A 22681-nucleotide genomic window follows, 5' to 3' on the forward strand; every position below is an offset into this window, starting at 1 on the left:
CTATCAAGACGCGGTGAAAGGACTGCCAGTTGTCGAAACGTCACCTCATCTGCCGCTTTCAGCCGCTGGACCTGCGGCCTTTGTCTTCGCCCGCACCTTACAAAGTAATAACTTGAAAGCCTAAAAGTACGGCGAATTTACGTGTAAACGATAATTTGTCTGAAGAATGTATTGTGGCTGCCGTTAACTGAATACATGGAGCACTTGCCGCATCCCCGGACGGCATTGCCGACTATCCGGCGACGCGCGAGCGTCGTTGGATCTATTTCTTTGTTCCAATTTTTTTCACGTTGACGAAGCAAGCTATGAATATCGGCAATATGAAACTCGGCGCCAAACTCATCAGCGCCTTTATCCTCGTATCAGTCATCAGTGCCATCGTCAGCGTGATCGGTGTCCGCAGCATGGGACAGATCAGCGCAAACGCAGACACGACCTATCGAATGGATCTCGTGGGGCTTAACCAGATCCAGCAAGCGAACGCCGATGTGCTGAGAGTCGGCACATATCTACGCAACGCCATTCTGGCTTCCACTGCCGAGCAGCGGACCGCTTCGCTAGCCCAGGCCGAAAAAACCCTGGCCTCGGCGCGCGAGCACCTCAATCAAGCCGAGCCCCTCGTCTACACCGACAAAGGGAAAGCGACCTTCGCCGATCTCGATCAGGGCTGGCACGACTACATACAGGCCTTCGATGAAATGAAAGGCCGGATTAACGCCGCCGGGCTACAGGATCAAGCTGCCCTGACTGCCTATCTGTTGGGCGAATACCATGAGAAGGGTTTCAAGACCCTGGTCCTGATGGGCACTCTGGTTAATGTGAAACAGAGCGACGCCCAAGCGACGGCCGGATCTAACGACAAGGTGTACGAGGACGGCCGCAATCGGATGCTCGTTCTGGTGGTCTTCTCCGTGTTGATCGGTTGGGGAATCGGCGTCTGGATGGCGCGCAGTCTGACACGGCAACTGGGCACTGAGCCGGCGACAGCCGCCAACCTCGCCAGAAGCGTGGCAGCGGGCGATCTCAGCGTAAGCATCGATCTCCGGCCCGGCGATACGAACAGCCTCATGGCATCGCTGAAGGCCATGCGCGATGCCCTGTCGCAAGTCGTGGCGGAAGTCCGCGAGAACGCCGAAGGGGTGGCGACGGCGAGTGCGCAGATCGCACAAGGGAATCTGGACCTGTCGAGCCGCACAGAAGAGCAGGCAGCATCGCTCGAAGAAACCGCCTCGAGCATCGAGGAACTGACCGCCGCGGTCCGCCACAACACGGACAACGCGAAGCAGGCAGCAACGCTCGCCGGTACGGCCTCCGGCATCGCACAGCAAGGCGGCGAGGTCGTCGGGCAGGTGGTCGAAACGATGCGCGAGATCTCCGCAAGCTCGACCAAAATGTCCGAGATCATCAGTGTGATCGAGGGTATTGCCTTCCAGACCAACATCCTCGCGCTCAACGCAGCGGTCGAGGCGGCTCGTGCCGGCGAACAGGGTCGGGGCTTCGCCGTCGTGGCCGGTGAAGTCCGCGCCCTCGCGCAGCGCAGTGCCAGCGCCGCAAAGGAAATCAAGGACTTGATCGCCGATTCGGTCAACCGGGTGGAGGCGGGCTCGACGCTTGTCGAGCAGGCGGGCGGCACGATCAACGAGATCGTCGCGTCGGTGAAGCGTGTCACCGATATCGTGGGTGAGATCTCATCGGCGTCGCAAGAACAGAGCACCGGCATCGAGCAGGTCAACCAGGCAGTCAACCAGATGGACCAGGTAACCCAGCAGAATGCCGCGCTGGTGGAAGAAGCTTCGGCGGCGGCACAGTCGATGGCGCAGCAGGCCCAGGGCCTGCGTGCAGCGGTAGCCTTCTTCAAGATCGACGTCAGGCGCGTATCTGTGTCACCAGCGAATACGCCCCGGAAGGAACCACATCGGACGCCGCCGAAAATTCACGCATCGTCCCCTGCAAAGTTGACAAAGCCCACGGCGACGCCACGTTTAACAAGTGCCGGAAGCACCGCAGTCGCGACCAGCGCCAGTGAGACTGCCGACTGGCAGACATTCTGAACGGTGCAGCGCATTCAGGCTGGACGGCAACCTGTAGTCGAACGGACCGAGGTTCGCGATTCACGCGCGCCGCATGGTCGATAACACCTCGCAGCGCTCGCCTCAGCCATTGAGGCAGTGCATGCGAGCGACGTCGTAGCCGGGAAAGAGTACTCACGGATGGAGACACGGGCCCGTTTCAGGCGGGCTCGATGAAGCAGCACGGAACGCGATTGCAGCCGGTATGCAGCGCGTTCAGGGCCGTCTCGCTGTCTCCGCATACCGGCGTTGTGCCGCCGGCTTCGTCACGTTGCTCTTTCGAGGGCCACGTGCGACGTCCGTATGAGGGATAGCGAGATCCGATTATTGGTTTCTACTCGGATCGTACTCAAAAAATATGGAATCACACGCTCCCCTCAATGTATCGACAACGGTCGTGAAGTCGTTGGAAGTCGCGAAAATCGACCACGTCTTCCTCGTGCCGGGGAAGATGATTTACCCGCTGCTGGATGCAATCGACAAGTCGCCATCGATTCGCGGAATTGTTTGCGCGCATGAGACCAGCAGTGCTTTCATGGCTGACGGTTATGCGCGGGCCAGCCGGAAATTTGGCGTGTGCGTGGGGATTGCCGGACCAGGCACCATGAATTTCGTGCCCGGCATGGCGGCCGCTCACGCCGACCGGATTCCCATGCTCTATATTGCCGGAGGGGTTTCGTCGCGCGCAGAAGGCAAAGGCGCGTTCCAGGACGCTACGATGAGCGGCATTTTCGAAAGCGGCGTGGTAAGGAGTCTGGTCGAAAATGTCGTTGAACTGAAGAACAAAGACAATCTTCAGGCCGAAATGCGTCGCGCGACAGACGGGTTGAACTGGATGCGTCGAGCGCAGTCTTTCGTGAGCATCCCTGTCGACGTTCAACGGCAGGAAGTTCTACCCGGCCACGACGCATCCCGGCAACCGTACGATCATGACGAGTTCAACGCCTGCGAGGTCCCCGCGAACCTTGCTGCGTTGGATGCCTTGTGCAACAGGTACTTGCTCAAATCGAAGAGAGTCGCTTTCCTGATCGGCAGTCGCGGCAATGACGCGGAAACCGCAAAGGTCCTGCTCGACGCGGCCGAAAAATTTTGCATTCCTGTTGCGACCACGCTATCGGGAAAGGGCGCGTTTCCTGAGGATCATGTCCTTTCGCTCGGCGTGTACGGATTCTCGGGCCACTCGCGGGCCGTCCGCGTCATCAACTCGGACGAGCTCGACGTCCTCGTCGTGTTCGGCAGCGACCTGAATCAGCGCGACAGCATGAACTGGACAGAGAAGCTGGCTGCCTGGAAGGAACTGATCATTTTCGACGACAGCTTCGACGCACCCGCGACGGGGCATGTCGCGCGCGGCAGGGTTTTCTCCGGGATTGGCGCCACATTTCGCGCGCTGTCCCAGATGGACACGAACCGGAGCGCCGACTTTCACACGATCCTGGAACGAAGAAAAGCATGGGTCGCCGAGGTCAACCAGACCCCGCTGTACGACTATAAGTTCGAGCAACCCGGCGTGCGGGGTTCAGATGGCGATCAATCGCTCTATACAGGAGATGTCGTCAAGCAACTGTGTCAACTCCTGCCGAAGGACGCAAACGTTGTCGTGGATTCGGGCGCTCACCGGATATTCATGGCTCATTACTGGCTCTCATCGGGCATTGGCAACTATTTCTCATCCAGCTCCCTCGCGCCGATGGGTTGGGCAGTCGCCGCCGGGATCGGCGTCAAGCTTGCGGCCCCGGAGCGCCCGTGTGTCGTCGTGACCGGAGACGGGTGCATGCTGATGCACGGCATGGAGATCCAGACCGCAGCGCGATACGGCATAAAGGTGCTTTATGTCGTGTTGAACAATGCTGCGCATGGCGCGGTCCATATCGACGCAATCAGCAACGGCTCTATTCCGGCTCAGTTCAGCGAGCTCCCGAGTCATGACTGGGCCGCTTTTGCCACTTCGCTCGGTGTCGCGTCGCGCAGGGTTGAGCACCTCGATGACCTGGCAGATGCGCTGAGCGATGCATCACAGCTTAACGGTCCATTCCTGATCGAAGTGATGACCGGGGTCTTTCCGGCACCGAATCGGTACTACGCGGAATGCGCGGCTTGAACAACAGCTATCGGGGTGCAGCGGTCGTTTGCGCAGTCGGGTCAGCTTTCTAGCGACAGCAACCGCAGCCACCTTGATGCCTGAAGCCATAAGCCCCTTCTTCCGCCGGTATGGTCTCGCCGCGCTGCGACAGCAACACCGTCGCACCGCTGGCGATGCGCGGCGACAGCAGCCCGCACTCCGGGCACGGCGTTCGCTCATCTCGCCTCGCGACCGGGCGGATGGAATCGAACGTCCCGCATGCGTCGCAGGCATATTCATAGATTGGCATGACGCTCTACCAGTGACCGCCCAGTTCGCCGCGCGTGACAAACTGGCCCTGACCGGTCCGTCCGACCCAGTCGCCGTTGTCGATCAGTAACTCCCCCCGTAGCAGCACTTTCTTCACCCGGCCCGTGACTGCGTGGCCTTCGAACAACGTAAAGTCGCAATCGCCATGCTGCGTGTCCGCGCTGATCGTATGCGACTCGTTCGGATCGAACAGGACGATGTCGGCGTCGCTGCCGATCGCTAACGTTCCCTTCTTCGGGAACAGGCCGAAGAGCTTGGCTGGCGCAGTCGACATCAATTCGACGAAGCGATTCAGCGAAATGCGGCCGCCGCGTACGCCACCGTCGTAGACCACCGTCATGCGCGTTTCGACGCCAGGCACGCCATTCGGGATCTTCGAAAAATCGTCGCGTCCATGCGGCTTCTGGTTGACGTTGCCGCGATGCCCCTCCTTCATGCAATACGGGCAGTGATCGGTCGAGATCAGTTGCAGATCGTCGGTCTTGAGCGCGGTCCAGAGCGCGTTCTGCGCTTCCTTCGAGCGCAGTGGCGGGCTCATCACGTAACGTGCGAGCTCGAAGCTGTCGTCGGCGTATGCAGATTCATCGAAGAACAGATAGTGTGGACAAGTCTCTGCGAACACCGGAATGCCCAGGTCGCGCGCTTCAATCACATGCTTCAGTGCCTCTTTCGCCGAAAGGTGTACGAAATAAACCGGTGCTTCGGCGAGTTCGGCGAGCTTGATGCCGCGATGCGTCGCTTCGCCCTCCATGATCGCGGGCCGCGTCAGCGCGTGATAACGCGGCGCGGTATGGCCCTGAGCGAGCGCCTCGCGAATCAGCAGGTCGATGACCGTGCCGTTCTCGGCATGCAACGCGATCATGCCGCCGTGCTGGCCGACCATCCGCATCGCCTGAAAAATGGCGGCGTCATCCGACATGACCGTGCCGGGATAAGCCATGAACATCTTGAAGCTCGAGACACCTTCGTGACGAATCGCGTATTGCATGTCACCGAGCACGCGCTCGTCCACCTGCGTCACGATTACGTGAAAACCGTAGTCGACGCTCGCGGCCGATGCGGCTTTCGATTGCGCCCGCGAGATCGCATCGAGCGGACTCGTGCCGGCGGTTTGCAACGCGAAGTCGATGATCGTCGTCGTTCCGCCGAAGGCGGCCGAGCGTGTGCCCGACGCAAAGTTGTCGCAGGTCACCGAGGCCCCGAAGGTGTTCTCCATGTGCGTATGGCAATCGACGCCACCGGGAAACACCAGCAGCCCTGCCGCGTCGATCACCCGTGCATCCGGTCCCCCGTCGAGATTCAGTCCGACACTGACGATGCGCTCGCCTTCCACAAGAATGTCGGCGACGTAGTCGTCGACGGCCGTAATGATGCGGCCGCCTTTGATGAGGGTTGGGGTCGAACTCATGAATCACTCCGTTGAGTGTCGGTTGCGATGGCGAGCGCGTCTTCGAGACGCATCAACTCTGCATGGGAAAGCGGCGGGATCGGCGGGCGCATCGACGGATGCGGAAAGTGGCCGAGCAAGTGCAGGCAAGCTTTCAGGCGCGCATTGGCGTACGAACCCGGCGCGGTTCCGTAGATTGCCTTCGCAAGCGGATAGATGCGCTCGTGAAGCTGCTGCGCGCGGCCGAGATCACCGTGTTCGACAGCGCGATACAGCGCCACGACCAGTTTGGGCACGACGGCCGCAAGGCTGACGAGGCTGCCTTCGGTGCCGATCGCAAAGCAGGTGAACAGGTGTTCGTCGCCGGATGCCATCACGGCCACATGCGGCGCGATCGATTTAACGAGCCGGCGGTTTGCTTCGTACGCGGCCGTCTCCCAACTGCCTTCCTTGATCGCCACGACCTCGGGCAAGCCGACGAGCGCGGCAAGCATCTGCGGCGTGTAGGCCATGCCGCCCGTGGCAACGCCGGCCTGGTAAAGCATCATGGGCAGGCGGGCCTCGGCGTTGGCAATGCGGTGATGCATCAGAACGGTGTCGAGATCGGTCGACAGCGCCCAGGAGAACGGCGGAAACAGCAGCATGGCATCGGCGCCGGCCTGTCTTGCGTCGTTTGCGTGGGCCTGCGCTTCATAGCTGTCCTCGGCATTCACGCCGGCTACGATGATCGAGCGGTCGCCGCAGACGGCATGCGCAATTTCCACGACACGCCGCTTGTCCGCCGCCGAGAGCGTGAAGTTCTCGCCGGCGTGGCCGTTCACCAGCAGCCCGACAATGCCGTCGACGCTCGCCACCGCTTCGATATGCCGCTCGAGCGCCGCTTCGTCCAGGTGTCGTCCATCCGCGTCGAGGGGGCACAGCGTAGCGGCATAGACGCCGTTGAATGGGTCGGCATGCGTAGGGATCATTCTGTCTTTTCCCGATGAAGTTGGGCGGGCGCATCGTCATGAACGACAAGCCGCGCCGGATCGAACAAGGGCAACTCGGGTTCTTCGCCGAGCATGGCCTGGGCAAGCAGCTTGCCCATGTAGGGACCGCTGGTGTAACCGGAGTGCACGCAACCGATCACCCACGCATCGGGGGAACCGGGGAGCGCACCGATCATCGGCATGGCGTCGGAAGTTTCGGCTTCGAGGCCGAGCCAGATGCGGGCCACGCGCGCTTTGGCGAGCGCGGGGATCACATGCTGCGCGAGCCGGAGATTGCCGATCAGGTTGTCCGGCACGGTTTCCACGCCGCCCCGCTCGCGATCGCCGATGCCTTGCCAGCCACCGCCTATCAGGACACTGCCGTTGGCGAACTGCTTCATCGACAGCAGCCCGTTCGCGATGCTCAGCACCGATCTCATCACGGGCGGCATGCGTTCAGTGACGATCAACTGGTTGACGAGCGTCTTGACGGGGATGCGGATGCCGAGCATTGCGAGCAGCGGTTCCAGCCACACGCCGCCCGCCATCACCAGACGCGTCGCGTCGATACGGATGGCGTCATCCGGGCCGTACACCTGATACATCCCAGCGACGCGCTCGATGCGCGTGATCGGTGTCTGCTCGAAAACGTGTACACCTGCTTCGCGCAATGCCGCATGGAAAGCACGGCCCGTGAGATAGGCGCTCGCGAAGCCATCGGTTGCACAGTACGCGGCTTGCAGCATTGCGGGATTCAGGCCTGGCTCAACGGCGAGCGCGGCATCCCGGTCGAGCAGATCGATCTGCGCGCCGTACTCGCGCCTCGCCGCCGCGCGTTGCTGCAGCAGCACTTTCTCGGATTCGGTGAAGGCGAGCGAGAGGCCGGGCGCCGACGTCGCAAGCACGCCGTGGCCTAGCCACGTGTCGGTGTTCATCCACATTTTCCACGCGCGCATCGCGTAGGGAACGAGCGCGGCACGCGTCATATGCAGCGTCAGCGTGCCGGCGTTGACGCCCGACGCGCCACGGCACAGCGCACCGCGTTCGATCACCGCCACTCGCATGCCGGCTCGCGCCAGAAATAGTGCGGTGGTGCAGCCCATCACGCCGCCGCCAAGCACGGCGACATCGAATGCGGTTGTCGTCGGCTGGCTCATAGCGGCGCAGCCTTCGGGATCGGAATGTCGTCGTAGCTGAACTCGCCCGTCAGCGCTTCAACCGTCACGGGCCGCAACGGCGGGCGGGCGGAAAAACAGCCCGCGCGTTCGCGCGAGCCGCCGCATGCGCGTGCGGCAAGCAGTTCCGCCGCTACGTCTCCGCATGTGCGGCCCTGGCACGGTCCCATGCCGCAGCGCGTCCAGGCCTTGAGCTGGTTCACGTCGTGCGCGCCGGCGTCGCAGGCGGCGTCGATCTCGGCGCGCGTCACGTCTTCGCATCGACAGACGATGGTTTGCGGCCCAATGCCGTCGGTATGGCCGGCTCGTAGCGCCATCAATTGCGCCATCGAACGACCGAAGCGCGCCGCCTTGAGATACGCCCGACGCACGGATGACAGTCGCGACCGGAGCCCGGCGATGTCCGTGCCGCCAAGCTCGATGGCGCAGGCGAGTCCCGCTAGCGTGCCATGATGGCTCGCTGCGGCCGCGCCGGCGATGCCTGCGCCGTCGCCCGCCACGTAGAGCCGCGGGCGCGAGGTGCGGCAGTTCTCGTCGGCGATGGCGACCCATCCACCCGCCTGCCGCGAGTACCGGTGCTCCGCGCGCAGGAGACGCGTGATTTCGGTTGACGGGGTCAGCCCATGACCGACCGCGATGCAGTCGGCGACCACGCTGCGGTGTTCTCCGGAGACGGGCCGCCCTGCTGCGTCACACGGCGCCAGCGTCGCGCGCAGCCGATCGCCGGCGGGCTCGACTTTGACTATCGTGTGCCGCGAATGAATCGGCACACCTGCGCGGCGAATTTCGCGCCACCAGTGGAAACCCTCGCGCATCAGATCGGGGCGCGACACCATGGCGGGGAGCGCGCGTGCCCAGTCGCCAAGGCCCGCGATATCCGCAATTGCTTCGACCTTGCCACCGCTTTCTATCGTCTTCGCGGCGACGGCCGCAAGCAACGGTCCGCAACCTGCGACTAATGTCGAGCGGCCTGGCAGGATGGCTTGCGATTTGAGGAGAATCGTTGCGGCGGCCAGCCCGATGACGCCGGGCGTGGTCCACCCGTCGAAGGGCACGACACGTTCCGTGGTTCCCGCTGCGACGATCAGCGCACGCCCAGTGCAATGCACGGGGCCGGCCGGACCAGCGGCATCGACGCGATAGTCGGCGGTGACCGCCCAGACCACGTGATCGAAGTAGGTGATGACCTTACTTTCAGCGAGTTCGCGCCGTAGCGCGTCGCCCGCTTGCTGGTCCGCACTCGATGGAACAGCGGCGCTGACCGGTGCGCGGTACACCTGCCCGCCGGCCGCCGGGTTCTCATCGAACAGCGCGACCCTGAGACCTGCTGCCGACGCAGCCAACGCCGCGTTCACGCCGGCCGGGCCGCCGCCGAGCACGAGGACATCGAACTCAGATATCAAGGCCGATCTCCGGTACTTTGTCGACGCGCATTCCTTCAATGACCGTCGTCCGGCATGCAAGCGCGCGGCGACCATCGACTACGACCAGACACTCCTGACAAGACCCCATCAAACAGAACATGCCGCGCGGCGCGCCATTGCGCGGGCTCGTCCGTAAGGTCTTCGTACCCGAGGCGAACAGCGCTGCCGCCACGCTTTCGCCCTGGCGCGCCCGCACCGGCCGACCGTCGAAGAGAAACCTCACCGTAGCCGCGCCGCCTGCCTTCGAGATGCGCATGGTCTTCTCATCCAGCATGGGGCATGGCTCCCTTGACAACTAATTTCGTCGATGTTTTTATCTTATCGTATACGTTTCGTATACACAAAATGGCCAAAATAAAGACGGTCCGGGAAGCGTCCGAACCGTGCGCCAGACCGGTCAGAATTCGCCCCCGAACCTCTTACGGAGTTGCCGCATGAAATCCTCGATCCTCCTCACCCGCATGCTCGCCGTGGGCATTGCCGCCTGCGCGTTGCTCGGCGCGTTCGACGCCAGTGCTCGCACGCTCGACGAAATCATCGCGTCGAAGAAGATCGTGTTCGGCATCAACCCCAACCTGCCGCCGCTCGGCATTTACGACGCGAAAAACACCATCGACGGCTTCGATGTCACTATTGCCAGGAAGATTGCCGACTCGCTCGGCGTGAAGCTCGAAATCGTTCCGGTTGGCTCGAACGATCGCGTGCCGTTTCTGATGACCGACAAGATCGACGCGGTGATGGGCGGCATGACGCGCAACGCGGACCGCCTGAAGGTGATCGACTTCACAGACCCGGTCAACACCGAAGTGCTAGGCGTCCTGACGACACAGGCGACGTCTTATTCAGACTGGACCCAGTTGAACGATCCGGCGGTACGCCTCGTTCAGGTACGCGGCACGACGCCTATCCAGCTGATCCACGACAAACTGCCCAAGGCGCAGCTTCTGATTCTCGACAACTATCCGGATGCGGTTCGCGCTATCGCTCAAGGGCGCGCCGATGCATTGATCGACGTGCTCGACTTCATGCTGAGCTACACGAAGAACTATCCGACGAAATGGCGTGTGGTGGATGCGCCGATCGAAGTGGACTACGACTGCATCGGCGTGCAAAAGGGCAATGTGGCGCTGACGCAGCGTCTGAACAAGGAAATCGGCACGTTGCAGAAGAACGGCTTTGTCGCCGCAAGCTGGAAGAAGTGGTTCGGCAGCGCCATGCTGCACGATCCGACCGCCTCACCTACACCTGTTGCAGCCGCGCAGTAAGGGAAACTGGCGACAGCGCTCGTCGCCGTAACGGACGAGCACTGCGCATCCGGCGGGAGCCACTATTCGATGACCCTACATTTCGAGCCCATCCTCCAGCAGTGGCCTTATCTGCTTGCCGGCGCATGGCTCAGCCTGCAGATCGCCGTGCTCGCGTTTGGGTTCGGCATGATCATCGGCCTCGTCTGTGCTTCGGTGTTGCGCTACGGGCCGGCGCTTTTGCGCAAAGTGGTGATGGCCTATGTGGTGTTCGCGACCAATACGCCGCAACTCGTGCAGATCTTTTTCCTGTTCTTCGCGCTGCCTGAGATCGGCGTCACCTTGTCACCGTTCACAGCGGTGTTGATCGGAGCGACATTCAATGCGGGCGCCTATCTGTGCGAGATCCAGCGCGCCGGGTTCAATTCGGTCCGGCTAATGGAGATCGAGGCTGCCGAAGTACTCGGCTTCTCCACGCCGCAGATCGTGCGGCATGTGATCTTTCCGCACGTACTGAAGGTGATGTTCCCACCGCTGTCGAACCAGTTCATCGTCATGACGCTCGGAACGTCGATGGCGTCGATCTTCGGCGTCGAGGAACTGACGGGGCGCACGTACAACCTCAGTTCACAAACCTACCTTTCGGTCGAAGCGTTCAGCGTGGCCGCCGTTCTGTATGTCGCCGTCACATTGATCGCGACGTTCGCACTGGCGATGATCGGGCGCCATGTCTGCCGCGCCAAAATCAAGGTGTTCTGATGTTCGCTTCCTCACACGCCGAAATCGCACAACTGTTTTCTTTCTACAACCTGCTGTTGCTAGTGGAAGGGTTCGCCGCGACCTTCGTGCTGTCCGCTGCCGGCTGCTTTACGGGCTTTCTCGCGGGCTTCGTCATAGCGATTGTCCGTGTCACGCATTCCCGCACGATGGCGCCTTTGCGCGCCCTCGCCTTTGTCTATTGCTTCCTGTTTCGCCGCATCCCGTTTCTGGTCACGCTGATGCTCGTGTTCTTCGCGAGCCAAACGTCGAAGGCAAATCTCTCGACGTTCGCCGTCGCGTCGCTGAGCGTCTGCCTGATCGCGTCCGCGTACCTTGGCGAGATCATTCGAAGCGGACTCGAATCGGTCCATAAAAATCAATGGGAAGCCGCGCAAACGCTGAATTTCTCGTACTTCGAATCGCTGCGCTTCGTCATCGTGCCGCAAGCGTGGCGCGTGATCGTGCCGCCCACGTTCGGGTTCTTTGTCATGTTCATCAAGGACACGGCGCTCGCCTCGCAGATCGGCGTGATGGAACTGACGTCCGCCGGCAAGGTGCTGACCAACAAGGGGTTTTCCTCGTGGCTCGTGTACGGAACGGTGTTGGTGCTTTATTTTGTGATGTCGTATCCGTTGTCGCGCTTGGGTAAGCGCCTGGAGAAGAAACTTGCCGCAACTCGAAATCGTTGATCTGAAGGCGTCGTATGGGCCGCACACGGTCCTTGAACGTATCAACCTGTCAGTCGAGAAAGGTGAAATCGTCAGCCTGATCGGGCCGTCCGGGTCAGGCAAGAGCACGTTGCTGCGCGTTCTACTGGGGCTGTTGCCGCCGGAGCACGGCAGCGTACGGCTGAACGGTGATCTTGTGAACTATGCGGACAAGACGGCCGTGCGGTCGTTGCGCTCGGAAATCGCGATCGTTTTCCAGCAATACAACCTGTTCCAGAACATGACCGTGCTGGACAACGTGATGATCACGCCTACCCGGATCAAGGGGTGGCCGCGCAAGCAGGTGGAAGACGATGCCATCCGGTTGCTCACGCGCGTGGGCCTCGAGCACAGGCTGAAAGCGTATCCGGACGAGTTGTCGGGCGGTCAGCAGCAACGTGTGGCAATCGCCCGCGCGCTGGCGTTGAAGCCAAACGTGCTCTTTCTTGATGAAGTCACCGCCGCGCTCGACCCTGAACTCGTCACCGAGGTGCTCGATACGATTCGCGCTCTGGCGCTGGAGGGCATCACCATGTTCATCGTGTCGCACGAGATGAGCTTCGTGCGCGAGGTGTCGTCGAAAGTCGTGTTCATGGCCGGTGGCCATGTGATCGAAACAGGCTCGCCGCAGCAGATTTTCGATGCTCCGCAGGAAGCGCGCACGCGTGAATTCGTCGGCAAGATCCTGCGCCACTGATGGAGTCGCTGGGGCCGCGAGTCGCTAGCGGGCCGATCCGGTTCAGGGACCGCTGCCTCCACTCAGACGGTTAAGCACGAAACGGCGCAAGTTCTGCAGGTGCGTGCGAACGGCGGCGCGTGCAGCTTCTGCGTCGTCGGCAGCGTACGCTTCGAGGATCGCAAGGTGCTCGGCGCGATCCTCCTCGATTCGATTGAAAGGTGTCGTGAGTTCAAACAGCCGGCTGTTCGTGCGCACCACTTCGATCATCCGCGCGAGCACGTCGTTGCCGCTTGCATGCGCCATCATCGTGTGAACCTGGTCGTCGATCTGCCAGTGTTCCTGCTCCTGCTGCCCACTGCGCAGAGCCTTGATCTTCTTTATCAGTTGCTGGATCTGTTTCTTGTCGATCTTGCCGATGGCAAGGCCGACGGCCTCCGCTTCGAGCAGCTCGCGAACCTTCATCGCCTGTAAATATTCCTGCGCGCTGACGAAGCGCACCGAATAAGAGCGAGCCCCGGCGCGCGTCAACAGCCCTTCGCCTTCGAGCCGCAGCAACGCTTCGCGCATGGGCGTGCGGGAAATGTTGAGTTCCTCGGCCAGCCGCCCTTCAACGACGGCGCCGCCGCTGCGTAATGCCTTGTCGAGGATCATTCGCCGCAAAGTCTGATAGGCCAGTTCCCCCAGTTTTTCCGGGGTTGTCAAGGAAGATGCTGTCACGTCGTCTCACTCACTTCGGATGCACGGTATACGTATTGTATGCGATCGAATGTCCACATTGATACGCCGTCGAACGACTGAGACTGGCCGTCATACCACCCCCGATACTGCAAATCGCGTCAGTAGCACTCGACGATCTTCCGAACCTCTGCAGGAGAAACCGCCAGCCGTTGAAGTCTCACCGTCGCCGCATCCACATCGCCCCGTTCAAGCAGCGCGGCGACCGACAGCAATTCGCCGAGTACGCCACCGCCGTTAAGGATAGCCAGCCGGATGGAATCAGAAACGGGTAGTTCGTCGACAAAGCTCTGCAGTTCCATGTGATACGCCACATGTAGTAGCGACAGCATGCCCGTCAGATAGCCTGCGGACGCCAGCGAGCGTGATCCATCCGGTATCGCGTCGATCGCCTCTTCCATGAAATGTGCCCGTCGTTGCGCAAGCAGCGCAAGCGGATCATCCTCGACTGGAAGCCCGTCCCGGCCGACGTAAAGCAGCAGTCCGCACCAATGCAAAAGTCTGCGGCTTCCGGCTACCGAGAGTGCCTGCTTGAGCGATGAAATGGGCTCCGTCTTGCCGTTGGGCTGCTCGCTGCTGTTTGCAAGCCGTAACAGTTGGGCAACCAGCATTGGCGTCTCTTTTAGCGCTCGCGCAATACTACCCAACGGCGCGTCGCTGCCGACCAGGTCGAACACGTGAAGAATTGCCTTGACTGGCGGCATCGCGCGCTTGCCCGAAAGAATCTGCGGCTTGGCGAAATAATAGCCCTGCAGCAGATCACAACCCAGTTGCCGGGCATACTCCGCATCCTCTGCACTTTCGATTTTCTCGGCGAGCACGACCTTTCCCGCACGTTTGAACTGACTGACCAGTTCTGGCAACTCCGCGCGTTCAACAAACGGCCAGTCGATCTTGATGATGTCGACGGAAGGAAGAAACCATCGGATCTCGTCAGTCATGCTCCTGACGTCGTCCAGCGCTATCTGGAAGCCCGCTCCTCGCAACTCGCTGCACCGTCGCGAGAGGTTCGATGTCAGCTCGACAGACTCAAGAATCTCCAGAACGAACCGTGACGCCGGCAGCACATACGGGTAGTCCGAAAACAGAAAATCATGCGGACAGTTCAGGAAGCAAGCCTTGCTCCCGGCAAGCCGTTCGAGACCGATCGAGCCGACTGCGCGTTCAATCACCGCCGTCGTACAGCGCAGTTCGTCCCCGATCCGCGCTCCTCCGGTGGGACCGTCTCTGAAAAGAAGCTCGTATGCGACAACGCGACCAGCCCGATCCATGACGGGTTGACGTGCCACAAACACGTCGGCATCGCCCGGTGCGACGGCCTCAATTGAAACGCTGTTCACGACTACCTCTGGTTGGAAAGCCTAACAATATGCAAAACAGTTATGCGCTGCCGTTCGTCACACGCCTTCGACGAGAACGGCGCGATAGCGCGCGCCCTTGAACCGGTGCTGCGCGGCCTCCTGATACGCCGGGCTGTCGTACCACGCGCGCGCGGCCGCCGTCGACGGAAACTCCACGATCACGACGCCCTCCGGCCCGTCGCCCTCAAGGATCTGCTGAGGTCCGTAAGCAGCGAGAATCTTGACGGGATGACCTTTAAAGGTCTCGCCCACCTTGCTTTGGTAGATATCGAGCTCCCCCTGATCCTGCGTGCTTTCCTTTGTGAAGACAATGTAAGTTGCCATGGCGTGCGCTCCAGCGGTGGTGTGAAGGTGCACACGATGATGCCATGAAACCGCGTTGCACCTCGTCCCTGTACGGCGCCAGGACACCTGACTCAAACCTCAGACAGGCGGGGCGGGGCTGCCTCCGCGCGCCCCGCAGACTGATGCGGTGAAAATTGTCAGCGCGTCTGCCCGTCAATCTGCTGCCGTAGACGCTTTTCCTGCTCTTGAAGCTCAGGTGTAAAGGCCTCACCAAAATCCGCAGGCTCAAAGAAAGGCCGAATCTCGATCTCTGAATCACTCACCATCGGATTCGGGCAGCGCTTTACCCATTCAATCGCTTCGTCCATCGATTGAACTTGCCAGAGCCAGTACCCGGCGATCAATTCCTTGGTCTCTGCAAATGGGCCGTCAACGACGGTTCGGTCCTTCCCTGAAAACCTCACGCGTACGCCTGCCGAACTCGGCTTCAGCCCGTCGCCGCCTTGCATGATCCCAGCCTTCACCAGTTCCTCGTTATATTTGCCCATCGCCGCGATGAGCTCCATGCTTGGCATTTGCCCGGCTTCGGATTCGGGGGTTGCCTTGACCATGACCATTACACGCATTTGGGTTTCTCCTTTGAAGACGATAGTGTTCGGAGACAAAAGCGCCTCCTGTAACTACGACGAATGATCGTGGGAGAAATCGACATGCGCAAGATACGACTTCGCAGTTTTTTCAGAACGCTGCGAACGTAGTCATGCATTGCCCGCCACGAAACAGCCCCAGACGGCGATGCGCTAATTGGATCGATCCTATGTGGGGTGGTACGATTCGAGTCGCCGCGCCCACATCGCCAAGTTCACCCGACCACGAGGGTCGATTTCAGAACGACGGCGTTCGCCAGATTGTAGACGTTGGGGGAAGTGGCCATTACCGCGTCATGGACTTCCGCGAATTGCTGGCTGGTACCGCTGCCCTTGATACGAACGGTGTAGCGCAGGCTCTCGTAACCGTTTGCCACTTGCGGGTCGATCCCGAGAAAACCCCTGAGATCGATTTCACCCTCGGTCTCAATCTGCAGGGACTCGAGCGTAATCCCGCGGACGGCGCATTGCGCCACGTAACCCACCGTTATACAGGCATTCAGCGCGGCGATCAGATGCTCCTGAGGATTGGCAAACTTGTTCGAGCCACCGAGTTCGCAGGGCTCATCGATATCGATCGTGAACCGGCGCGGCACATCCTGCCCGCCGATCGAGAACCCCTCTACCTCGGCGCGAGTTCGAGTCTGCCCCTGCCAGCTCGTCGCTACGCGCCAACTGGTGGTGGCTTTCGAAACATCGTTCTTGACGCCCTCAATCAGGGCGAACAGGTCGTCGACGTTAAGACCGTTGACGACATTAGGTTTGTTGATCTGTGCGTTGGCATTCATGTTCCATCTCCTTCAACATAGGTGGACTGTTCAGCTCCGGTAAATCTCATTGCAGTGTGGCGAGCGCAGCATGGATGCGCATGCGCTGGTCTTCGGAGATGAGGCCATGAAGCACCTCGCCGAAATGGGGATGACGTACACCCGAGTGGATGTATTGCCACCGGTAGGCCTCGAGGAAATTCGCTTCGATCGACTGGGCTTCCGTCTCGTCGACTGCGCGCCCGCAGTTCGCCTTGAAATAACGCGCGTCGGCTGCAGCCTGCGCCTGCAGAATGCCGTCGATCGCGGCGACTAATTCGATGAATTCGTCAACAGTCTTGTCGCGATCACTGTCCGTCATGGTGGCGTCGTGACGGACCCATTCGAGCTCGTCGAGAATGGCGTGTTGACTCTCCTCCTTCCAGTGATAGAGGAACACGCTCTTGAATAGCTCCGATAGCTGATCGTCTGGAGCGATACTCTGGCGATAGTGGAGCTGGCTGAACAGTTCGATATGCAGCGTCAGCGCCAATACGGCCCACGTGCTTTTACCGAGAACAACAGAGGCAACGGCATTCGAGTCGACGTCGAAGTGATAGCCCGGGGGAAGAGTCTCACCGATCATCTCGTCGATGCGACGAAATAACGCCTGATGCTTGAGTTCTTCTTCACTGAATCGGACCAGCGCCTCAAGCGCTACCTGATCGCCGAGCCAATGGTCGCGGCTGACTTCCAGCACCTTGGCGTTGATGAAGCGCTCTACCAGTCCGAACACGTTGGCATACGTGCGCCCCTGAATCTGGCTGACGAAACGCTTTTCGTTCTCGGAGAGCGTGAAGAAATTCGGAGCCAGTGAAAGCCCATCGGGAAGATACTTCTGGGACGTGTCAAAGGTGCGGCCTCCAATCACGTCACGCTCGATGTCCCAACTGACCATCTTTGAAGCGCGAATGCAACGGGCGTAACGATCGTGGTTGGAGAGTCGCGATACTGCGTTCATAGTATTTCTCCCAATGTGGACCTACGTGCGGTCGAGCGGTGAATGCTCATCTACCGGCCAGAACCAGATGGTTGATCTGGCATCCGGTACGCTCGAATGTACGATTGGGAGACGCGAGGTTCTATGGCCGGGCCACCGGGAGATATGGCCGAAACGCCGGGTCAGCTTTGACGCGTGCGAGTGAACGTTGCGTCGGGTATGGCAGTCGATGTCACTGATCTGCTGGTGGCGTGATGCCACTCGCAGCGGGCGCGGCCTGCGCAGATTCGCCAGCGCCGTCCATCTTTCCTTTGCTCTTCCGCCAGCCTGCCGGCGGCATTCCAAATTCCCGCCTGAAGGCTCGACTGAATGCCGCCTCAGACTCATAGCCAATCTGCTCCGCTACAGCGGCGAGGGACTTTCTGCCGGCGAGAAGTTCCTGCGCCGCGATCTGCATGCGCCATCGCGCCAGGTACTGCATGGGCGGTTGTCCAAGGAGGTCGGTGAAGCGTTGCGCCAACGCGGAACGCGATAACCCCACCTTGCGTGCAAGCTCATCGACGGTCCAGGGGTGGACGGCTTGAGCATGGAGCAACGAAAGCGCGCGCCCCACGTAGCGATCGCGCACGCCGGCCAGCCATCCTGTCTCGTGGGCAGGAAGCGCTTCAATACAGCTACGGACCGCCTCGACAAACAGGAGTTCGGACAGTCTGGCGAGGACAATCGTACCGCCCGCCCGCGAACTCGCAGCCTCGCTGGCTGCAAACTTGAGAGAGGACTCAAGCCATGCTGCTCGCGGATCATGGCGCATATCAATCTTGAAGAGTCGCGGCAGCGATGAGAGCAGGGGGTTACTCAGCGTATCGTCGCAGGCCAGAAAACCGCATACGATGCGAGTCGTAGGTCCCCCGCCTCCGTAAGACACCGTCATCACCTCACCCGGTGCTGCCGCCATCGGGCCAGCCAATAGCACCTCCATTGGCGTGGGCGCAAGATCCACAGCACTACCTATCAAATGCGTTTCGCCTTGCGGCACCACCAGCAGTTCCCCGGCATTGAGATGAATAGCGGAATCGGGGTCGTCTGCCAGTTGGGCCCAGCAGCTACCTTCTATGATCAGATGATATGAGACGACACGTTCGGAGCGCGGCAGATAGGCCGCACAGAGCGCAGCATCCGTACGGCCTATCACGCACCACGGTGCCGTGAAGGTCGCGGTCAGATATACCGCGCCGCTTAGGCGCACAGCGCGCAGGACGTCAGAAACTGCATCCATGAAGAGCTCGCGTGGTATGCGATTTCCCGGGTAAGGAACCGGGAGGCCGGTCATTCTTCATTTTGACCGAGGGGTCCATGTTATACCCGCTGCGGCGGTAGATGACAAATGCCTTACCGATTTTTCAGTGCGCTCGATGCATCGCTGTGTGACATAAACGCGTGCAACACATCGTCCCCTTTTGCAGGAGGAACAGACAAGCTTTCTGGACGCTCTGCAATGGCCACGAGAACCATCGGCAAGACTTGGACGATAGGGCAAAAAACATCGACGCACGGGCAGGACGGCAACAGGTTGCGAGAGGCAAAGTTCATCACAGGACGGGACGGGACAGAACAGCGTCATCCGTACTTCGCAGCCAAACCTTCCACGGATTCCGGAAGCCTGGCACGCCACGAAACTTGCGCAGATCGGTTCACGCACAGTGACTTACCGGTTCGTGCAAACGAAACCGCGTGAGATGCCGATGAAACGCCTGATAAGCCTTGCGATGTACCACCCGCTCATCGCGCTATCCATGTTCTATTTGATCGACCTGATGTTCAACGTCGACTACAGCGTCTCCGGCGCTCTGCTCGCTCTGGCAGCAAAATCCATGTCCCGTGTCTTGAGCCTGTTCAACAAGGGGTAGTGCCGTACTCCAGACACGCGCGCAACGTTCGCGCGAGACGACCGGCCTCACGCGCATCGGCGATGTTCGCGAAGCCCATCACGAGGCCGCGCAGCGTGCGCCGCGCGCGGCCATTCGCGTACCAGATCGAAAGCGGCAGCACCGCGAGCCCCGCTTCGCGGGCGCGGGCGGCGACGGCGACATCGTCGACCGGGCCATCGGGGCCTTCGGCGAACTGCACCGCGAACTGGATTCCACCTGGCGGCAAATCGACAATCAGCCGTTCGCCAAACGCCTGCTCCAGCGCGTGCACGACCAGCACGCGCCGCTCGCCGTACAACGCACGCATCCGCTTCAGATGCCGCGCAAAATGCCCCTGCTCAATGAAATCCGCCACGGCTGCCTGCAATAGCGTCGGGGATCCGGCGTTCATGCTGTGCGCCACCCGCCCAACGCGCTCGACGGCTCGCTCCGGCACCACCACATACGCGAGCCGCAAACCGGGAAACATCACCTTGCTGAACGTGCCGCAATAGATCACGCGATCGCGCCGGTCGAGGCTCTTTAAAGCCGGCAATGGCCGGCCCAGATAACGGAACTCGCTGTCGTAGTCGTCTTCGATGATCCAGCGGGACGCTTTCTCTGCCGAGTCCAGCAGTGCCATGCGTCGTGCGAGAGACAGCGTGTGCCCGAGCGGGCTCTGATGCGACGGCGTGACCACTGCGAAGCGCGCCTCTGCATCCAGCAGTGTGCCGCGCTCGACGTCGATCCCTTCGCCATCCACCGGCACCGGTACGAGTTGCACGCCGGTCTCGGCCAGAAAACCGCGCGCGAACAGATAGCCGGGATCCTCGAACCACACGCGATCATTCGGGCGAGCGAGACTGCGCAATACGAGTTCGAGCGTCGCACGGTAGCCGCCGGTCACGAACACCTGTTCCGGCAGGCAGGTCACCCCGCGCGACAGCCCAAGATAAGTGGCGATATGTTCGCGCAGCGGCCGGTAGCCGGCTGGATCCGGATACGCGAGCATCGCGCGGTCGCCGCTGCGCGCGCGACGCGAAACGAGCCGGTTCCATAGCTTGCTCGGAAATGCGTCGAGCGCAGGCAGCCCTGGTTGCAACGGCCGCGGCTCGCCGCTCATGGCGACGGCGATGGCCTGCTGCCGCGGCGCCGCTTGACCACTGCGCGATTCGCCCGGCGTCTGCGGCGTGCCCGTTCCTTCAGTGCTCTGCCTGCCCCGCGCGTCCTGAACACCTTGCGCACGCGACGGGCGCATCACCGATGCCGGCAGCGACGTCGATACGAAGGTGCCCGCCGCGCCGCGCATCTGCAGGTAGCCCTCGTCGACGAGGATCGTGTAGGCGAGCTCGACAGTGCCGCGCGCCGTGCTCAGTTGCGTGGCGAGACCGCGCAGCGCAGGCACGCGATCGCCGGGACGCAGATGCCCCGCGGCGATCGCGGTCCTGAAACGCTCGCAGATCTGCAGATAGATCGGCAACTGCTGGTGCCGATCGATTTCGATGCTCAATGCGGGAGTCGGTTCGGTCATGAGGGTCTCGCGGGCAAGGGGAGCAGCAACCGACATGGACTAGTCGGATCGACAATTCTTGGCACTTTTAGATAGAGCATGATTCTTCCACAATGGCCTCACGCGATGCGACGGCGGCGAACACTTTCACGCAATACGATGCCCGCCAGCGCCTCACATGTTCAGTTACTTTCATCTGGAGAATCTGCCATGAAGATCGTCGTAATCGGTGGTTCCGGCCTGATCGGCTCGCGTGTGGTCACGCTGCTCAGCGAAGCGGGTCATGAGGCGCTTGCCGCGTCGCCGCGCACCGGCGTAAACGCCGTTACGGGCGAAGGCTTGAGCAACGCGCTCGTGGGCGCAGACGTCGTAGTGGATGTGACGAACGCGCCATCGTGGGAGCCGCAGGCGGTGCTCGACTTTTTCCGCACCTCGGCCCGTAACCTCGGCAAAGCCGAAGTGGCCGCAGGGGTACGCCATCATGTCGCGCTATCAATCGTCGGCTGCGACCGCACGCCGGAGAACGCGTATTTCGTTGCCAAGGTTGCACAGGAAGAAGTGATCGAAGCGGCGGGCGTGCCGTACACGATCGTGCGCGCGACCCAGTTCATGGAGTTCATCGGCGGTATCGCGGATTTCAGCACGGTCGGCGGCACGGTGCGCGTCGGCGACGGCCTGTTTCAGCCGATCGCCGCGGACGACGTCGCGGCGAGCCTCGCGCAGATCGCGCTCGCCACGCCGCTGAACGGCACGGTCGAGATCGCCGGCCCGGACCGCGCGCCCTTCGCGGAGATCGTCACCCGTTATCTGAAATCGGTAGGCGACGCACGCCCGGTGGTGACGGATCGCGATGCGCTGTACTACGGCGGCCGTGTCGAGGAGCAATCGCTCGTGCCGCTCGGCGACGCGCGGACCGGCCGCATCAGTCTCGACCAGTGGCTGGCGCAGGCTAAAAAGGGTTGATTGCAGGTTTATGCGAAACCTGAACTAACGCATTGTTGCGACCGCACGTTCGAGCAATGCGCCTTCACGCGTTCTGCTGAACCCATCGACTCCGCCAACCCGGTGCCTCGAAAGGATCCGAAAAATACTGGGTCTCGTGAACGACCTTGCCGTTGCGGAACTCCATAATGCTTACCGTGTAAGCCGCCCGCCCCTGATAGGTGATGGAGTATTCCGTGACCCAGAGATTACCTTCTCCTTGAATTCGCCTGACGTCGAAACCTGATGGCTTATCTGGATGATGACTCCGCAGCCCCTGCAAATTAACTCGCCCGAGGATTCGTTCACCTGATTGAGGATAGTCACAGATGGCGTCGTCATCGTAAATATCGTGTTCCGCATCGAGATCGCCGGCCGCCGACGCGTGCCAGTGGGCATTCAGTGCTTCACGTATTTGTTCTTCCTGCATGGCTTGCCTCCGAATACCGTTCACGTCGATCTATTGCGCACTTCGCGGAATAAACCCCGGGCTGCCCGACTGGTCGTCGTAGCTGCATCGGGAATCAGCGTGCCGAATCCGAGCGCGGGCATCAGAGTCAAACCGAGTGCCAAACGGGTCTGCTCTTCGATCCAGTGTAGCAAATGAACTACTGAGCGGCAGTGGGGGGTCTGAAAGGTTCAACCTGGCGTGGGGTCAATCTCGTTGCGTGTGTAGCTCGTGACTCGCCGGCGCCGGAGGTGCCG

General features: G+C 61.0%; 23 protein-coding genes. 8 read left to right on the forward strand and 15 right to left on the reverse strand.

The annotated features are described in order from the left end of the window. Positions 1 to 305 precede the first annotated feature (305 nt). On the forward strand, positions 306 to 2051 hold the full coding sequence (locus tag P3T25_RS19590; RefSeq protein ID WP_154559360.1) for a methyl-accepting chemotaxis protein: 1746 nt from the start codon (positions 306 to 308) through the stop codon (positions 2049 to 2051). A gap of 376 nt (positions 2052 to 2427) precedes the next feature. Then, the gene (locus tag P3T25_RS19595; protein WP_154559361.1) at positions 2428 to 4170 is read left to right on the forward strand and encodes a thiamine pyrophosphate-binding protein; all 1743 of its coding nucleotides are present in this window, start codon (positions 2428 to 2430) and stop codon (positions 4168 to 4170) included. 49 nt (positions 4171 to 4219) lie between these two features. Here the strand turns inward: P3T25_RS19595 and P3T25_RS19600 are convergent, their stop codons facing one another. The 6 genes from P3T25_RS19600 to P3T25_RS19625 are packed head-to-tail and all read right to left on the reverse strand — an operon-like array spanning position 4220 to position 9689. After that, a complete protein-coding gene (locus tag P3T25_RS19600; protein WP_154559362.1) occupies positions 4220 to 4441 on the reverse strand; it encodes an FmdB family zinc ribbon protein in 222 nt (73 codons plus the stop codon). A 6-nt stretch (positions 4442 to 4447) separates the two neighbouring features. Further along, the gene (gene hydA, locus P3T25_RS19605) at positions 4448 to 5869 is read right to left on the reverse strand and encodes a dihydropyrimidinase (RefSeq protein ID WP_429358733.1); all 1422 of its coding nucleotides are present in this window, start codon (positions 5867 to 5869) and stop codon (positions 4448 to 4450) included. Next, the gene (locus P3T25_RS19610; RefSeq protein WP_429358734.1) at positions 5866 to 6816 is read right to left on the reverse strand and encodes a dihydrodipicolinate synthase family protein; all 951 of its coding nucleotides are present in this window, start codon (positions 6814 to 6816) and stop codon (positions 5866 to 5868) included. Before P3T25_RS19610 ends, hydA begins: the two co-directional genes overlap by 4 nt. Beyond that, the gene (locus P3T25_RS19615) at positions 6813 to 7973 is read right to left on the reverse strand and encodes an NAD(P)/FAD-dependent oxidoreductase (RefSeq protein WP_429358735.1); all 1161 of its coding nucleotides are present in this window, start codon (positions 7971 to 7973) and stop codon (positions 6813 to 6815) included. Before P3T25_RS19615 ends, P3T25_RS19610 begins: the two co-directional genes overlap by 4 nt. Beyond that, positions 7970 to 9394 carry an FAD-dependent oxidoreductase gene (locus P3T25_RS19620; RefSeq protein WP_429358736.1) on the reverse strand — a complete coding sequence of 475 codons (1425 nt, stop codon included), beginning with the start codon at positions 9392 to 9394 and terminating at the stop codon, positions 7970 to 7972. The genes P3T25_RS19615 and P3T25_RS19620 overlap by 4 nt, the downstream gene beginning before the upstream one ends. Next, complete coding sequence (locus tag P3T25_RS19625) at positions 9384 to 9689, reverse strand: (2Fe-2S)-binding protein (protein ID WP_233464784.1); 306 nt, start codon at positions 9687 to 9689, stop codon at positions 9384 to 9386. The genes P3T25_RS19620 and P3T25_RS19625 overlap by 11 nt, the downstream gene beginning before the upstream one ends. A 160-nt stretch (positions 9690 to 9849) precedes the next feature. Here P3T25_RS19625 and P3T25_RS19630 point away from each other — a divergent pair, with 160 nt between their 5' ends. The 4 genes from P3T25_RS19630 to P3T25_RS19645 all read left to right on the forward strand — a co-directional run bounded on the left by P3T25_RS19630 (position 9850) and on the right by P3T25_RS19645 (position 12822). Then, entirely contained in the window at positions 9850 to 10680 is an 831-nt protein-coding gene (locus P3T25_RS19630) for a transporter substrate-binding domain-containing protein (RefSeq protein ID WP_154559367.1), read from the forward strand. A 69-nt stretch (positions 10681 to 10749) separates the two neighbouring features. Next, on the forward strand, positions 10750 to 11418 hold the full coding sequence (locus tag P3T25_RS19635; protein ID WP_154559368.1) for an amino acid ABC transporter permease: 669 nt from the start codon (positions 10750 to 10752) through the stop codon (positions 11416 to 11418). Then, positions 11418 to 12107, forward strand: a complete 690-nt coding sequence (locus P3T25_RS19640; RefSeq protein ID WP_054033465.1) for an amino acid ABC transporter permease — start codon at positions 11418 to 11420, stop codon at positions 12105 to 12107. The genes P3T25_RS19635 and P3T25_RS19640 overlap by 1 nt, the downstream gene beginning before the upstream one ends. Beyond that, the gene (locus tag P3T25_RS19645) at positions 12085 to 12822 is read left to right on the forward strand and encodes an amino acid ABC transporter ATP-binding protein (RefSeq protein WP_154559369.1); all 738 of its coding nucleotides are present in this window, start codon (positions 12085 to 12087) and stop codon (positions 12820 to 12822) included. Before P3T25_RS19640 ends, P3T25_RS19645 begins: the two co-directional genes overlap by 23 nt. Positions 12823 to 12864: 42 nt before the next feature. Here P3T25_RS19645 and P3T25_RS19650 read toward each other — a convergent pair whose 3' ends face one another. The 7 genes from P3T25_RS19650 to P3T25_RS19680 form a co-directional block, all read right to left on the reverse strand. Continuing rightward, complete coding sequence (locus P3T25_RS19650) at positions 12865 to 13521, reverse strand: GntR family transcriptional regulator (protein ID WP_233464785.1); 657 nt, start codon at positions 13519 to 13521, stop codon at positions 12865 to 12867. Between the two features lie 119 nt (positions 13522 to 13640). After that, the gene (locus P3T25_RS19655) at positions 13641 to 14606 is read right to left on the reverse strand and encodes an EAL and HDOD domain-containing protein (RefSeq protein ID WP_166618162.1); all 966 of its coding nucleotides are present in this window, start codon (positions 14604 to 14606) and stop codon (positions 13641 to 13643) included. 330 nt (positions 14607 to 14936) lie between these two features. Beyond that, positions 14937 to 15224 carry a DUF1330 domain-containing protein gene (locus P3T25_RS19660; RefSeq protein WP_154559371.1) on the reverse strand — a complete coding sequence of 96 codons (288 nt, stop codon included), beginning with the start codon at positions 15222 to 15224 and terminating at the stop codon, positions 14937 to 14939. A 158-nt stretch (positions 15225 to 15382) separates the two neighbouring features. Next, complete coding sequence (locus P3T25_RS19665; RefSeq protein WP_093641710.1) at positions 15383 to 15811, reverse strand: YciI family protein; 429 nt, start codon at positions 15809 to 15811, stop codon at positions 15383 to 15385. 236 nt (positions 15812 to 16047) lie between these two features. Continuing rightward, on the reverse strand, positions 16048 to 16620 hold the full coding sequence (locus tag P3T25_RS19670) for an OsmC family protein (protein WP_154559372.1): 573 nt from the start codon (positions 16618 to 16620) through the stop codon (positions 16048 to 16050). 46 nt (positions 16621 to 16666) lie between these two features. Then, positions 16667 to 17599 (reverse strand): hypothetical protein, encoded by a 933-nt coding sequence (locus tag P3T25_RS19675; RefSeq protein ID WP_154559373.1) that lies wholly within the window; start codon positions 17597 to 17599, stop codon positions 16667 to 16669. Between the two features lie 211 nt (positions 17600 to 17810). Continuing rightward, the gene (locus tag P3T25_RS19680; protein WP_154559438.1) at positions 17811 to 18854 is read right to left on the reverse strand and encodes an AraC family transcriptional regulator; all 1044 of its coding nucleotides are present in this window, start codon (positions 18852 to 18854) and stop codon (positions 17811 to 17813) included. Positions 18855 to 19320: 466 nt separating this feature from the next. Here P3T25_RS19680 and P3T25_RS19685 point away from each other — a divergent pair, with 466 nt between their 5' ends. Beyond that, a complete protein-coding gene (locus tag P3T25_RS19685; protein WP_166618160.1) occupies positions 19321 to 19485 on the forward strand; it encodes a hypothetical protein in 165 nt (54 codons plus the stop codon). On the opposite strand, the gene P3T25_RS19690 is transcribed toward P3T25_RS19685, so the two are convergent. After that, a complete protein-coding gene (locus tag P3T25_RS19690; protein WP_429358737.1) occupies positions 19472 to 21016 on the reverse strand; it encodes a PLP-dependent aminotransferase family protein in 1545 nt (514 codons plus the stop codon). The two genes, P3T25_RS19685 and P3T25_RS19690, sit on opposite strands and share 14 nt — an antisense overlap. A 189-nt stretch (positions 21017 to 21205) precedes the next feature. Between P3T25_RS19690 and P3T25_RS19695 the strand changes: the two genes are divergently transcribed. Further along, positions 21206 to 21958, forward strand: coding sequence for an SDR family oxidoreductase (locus P3T25_RS19695; RefSeq protein ID WP_154559374.1), 753 nt, complete (start codon positions 21206 to 21208; stop codon positions 21956 to 21958). A gap of 64 nt (positions 21959 to 22022) precedes the next feature. Here P3T25_RS19695 and P3T25_RS19700 read toward each other — a convergent pair whose 3' ends face one another. After that, positions 22023 to 22406, reverse strand: coding sequence for a nuclear transport factor 2 family protein (locus tag P3T25_RS19700; RefSeq protein WP_154559375.1), 384 nt, complete (start codon positions 22404 to 22406; stop codon positions 22023 to 22025). Positions 22407 to 22681: the final 275 nt, after the last annotated feature.

The organism is Paraburkholderia sp. GAS32 (genome assembly GCF_050434225.1).
GTDB classification, from domain to species: Bacteria; Pseudomonadota; Gammaproteobacteria; order Burkholderiales; family Burkholderiaceae; genus Paraburkholderia; species Paraburkholderia madseniana.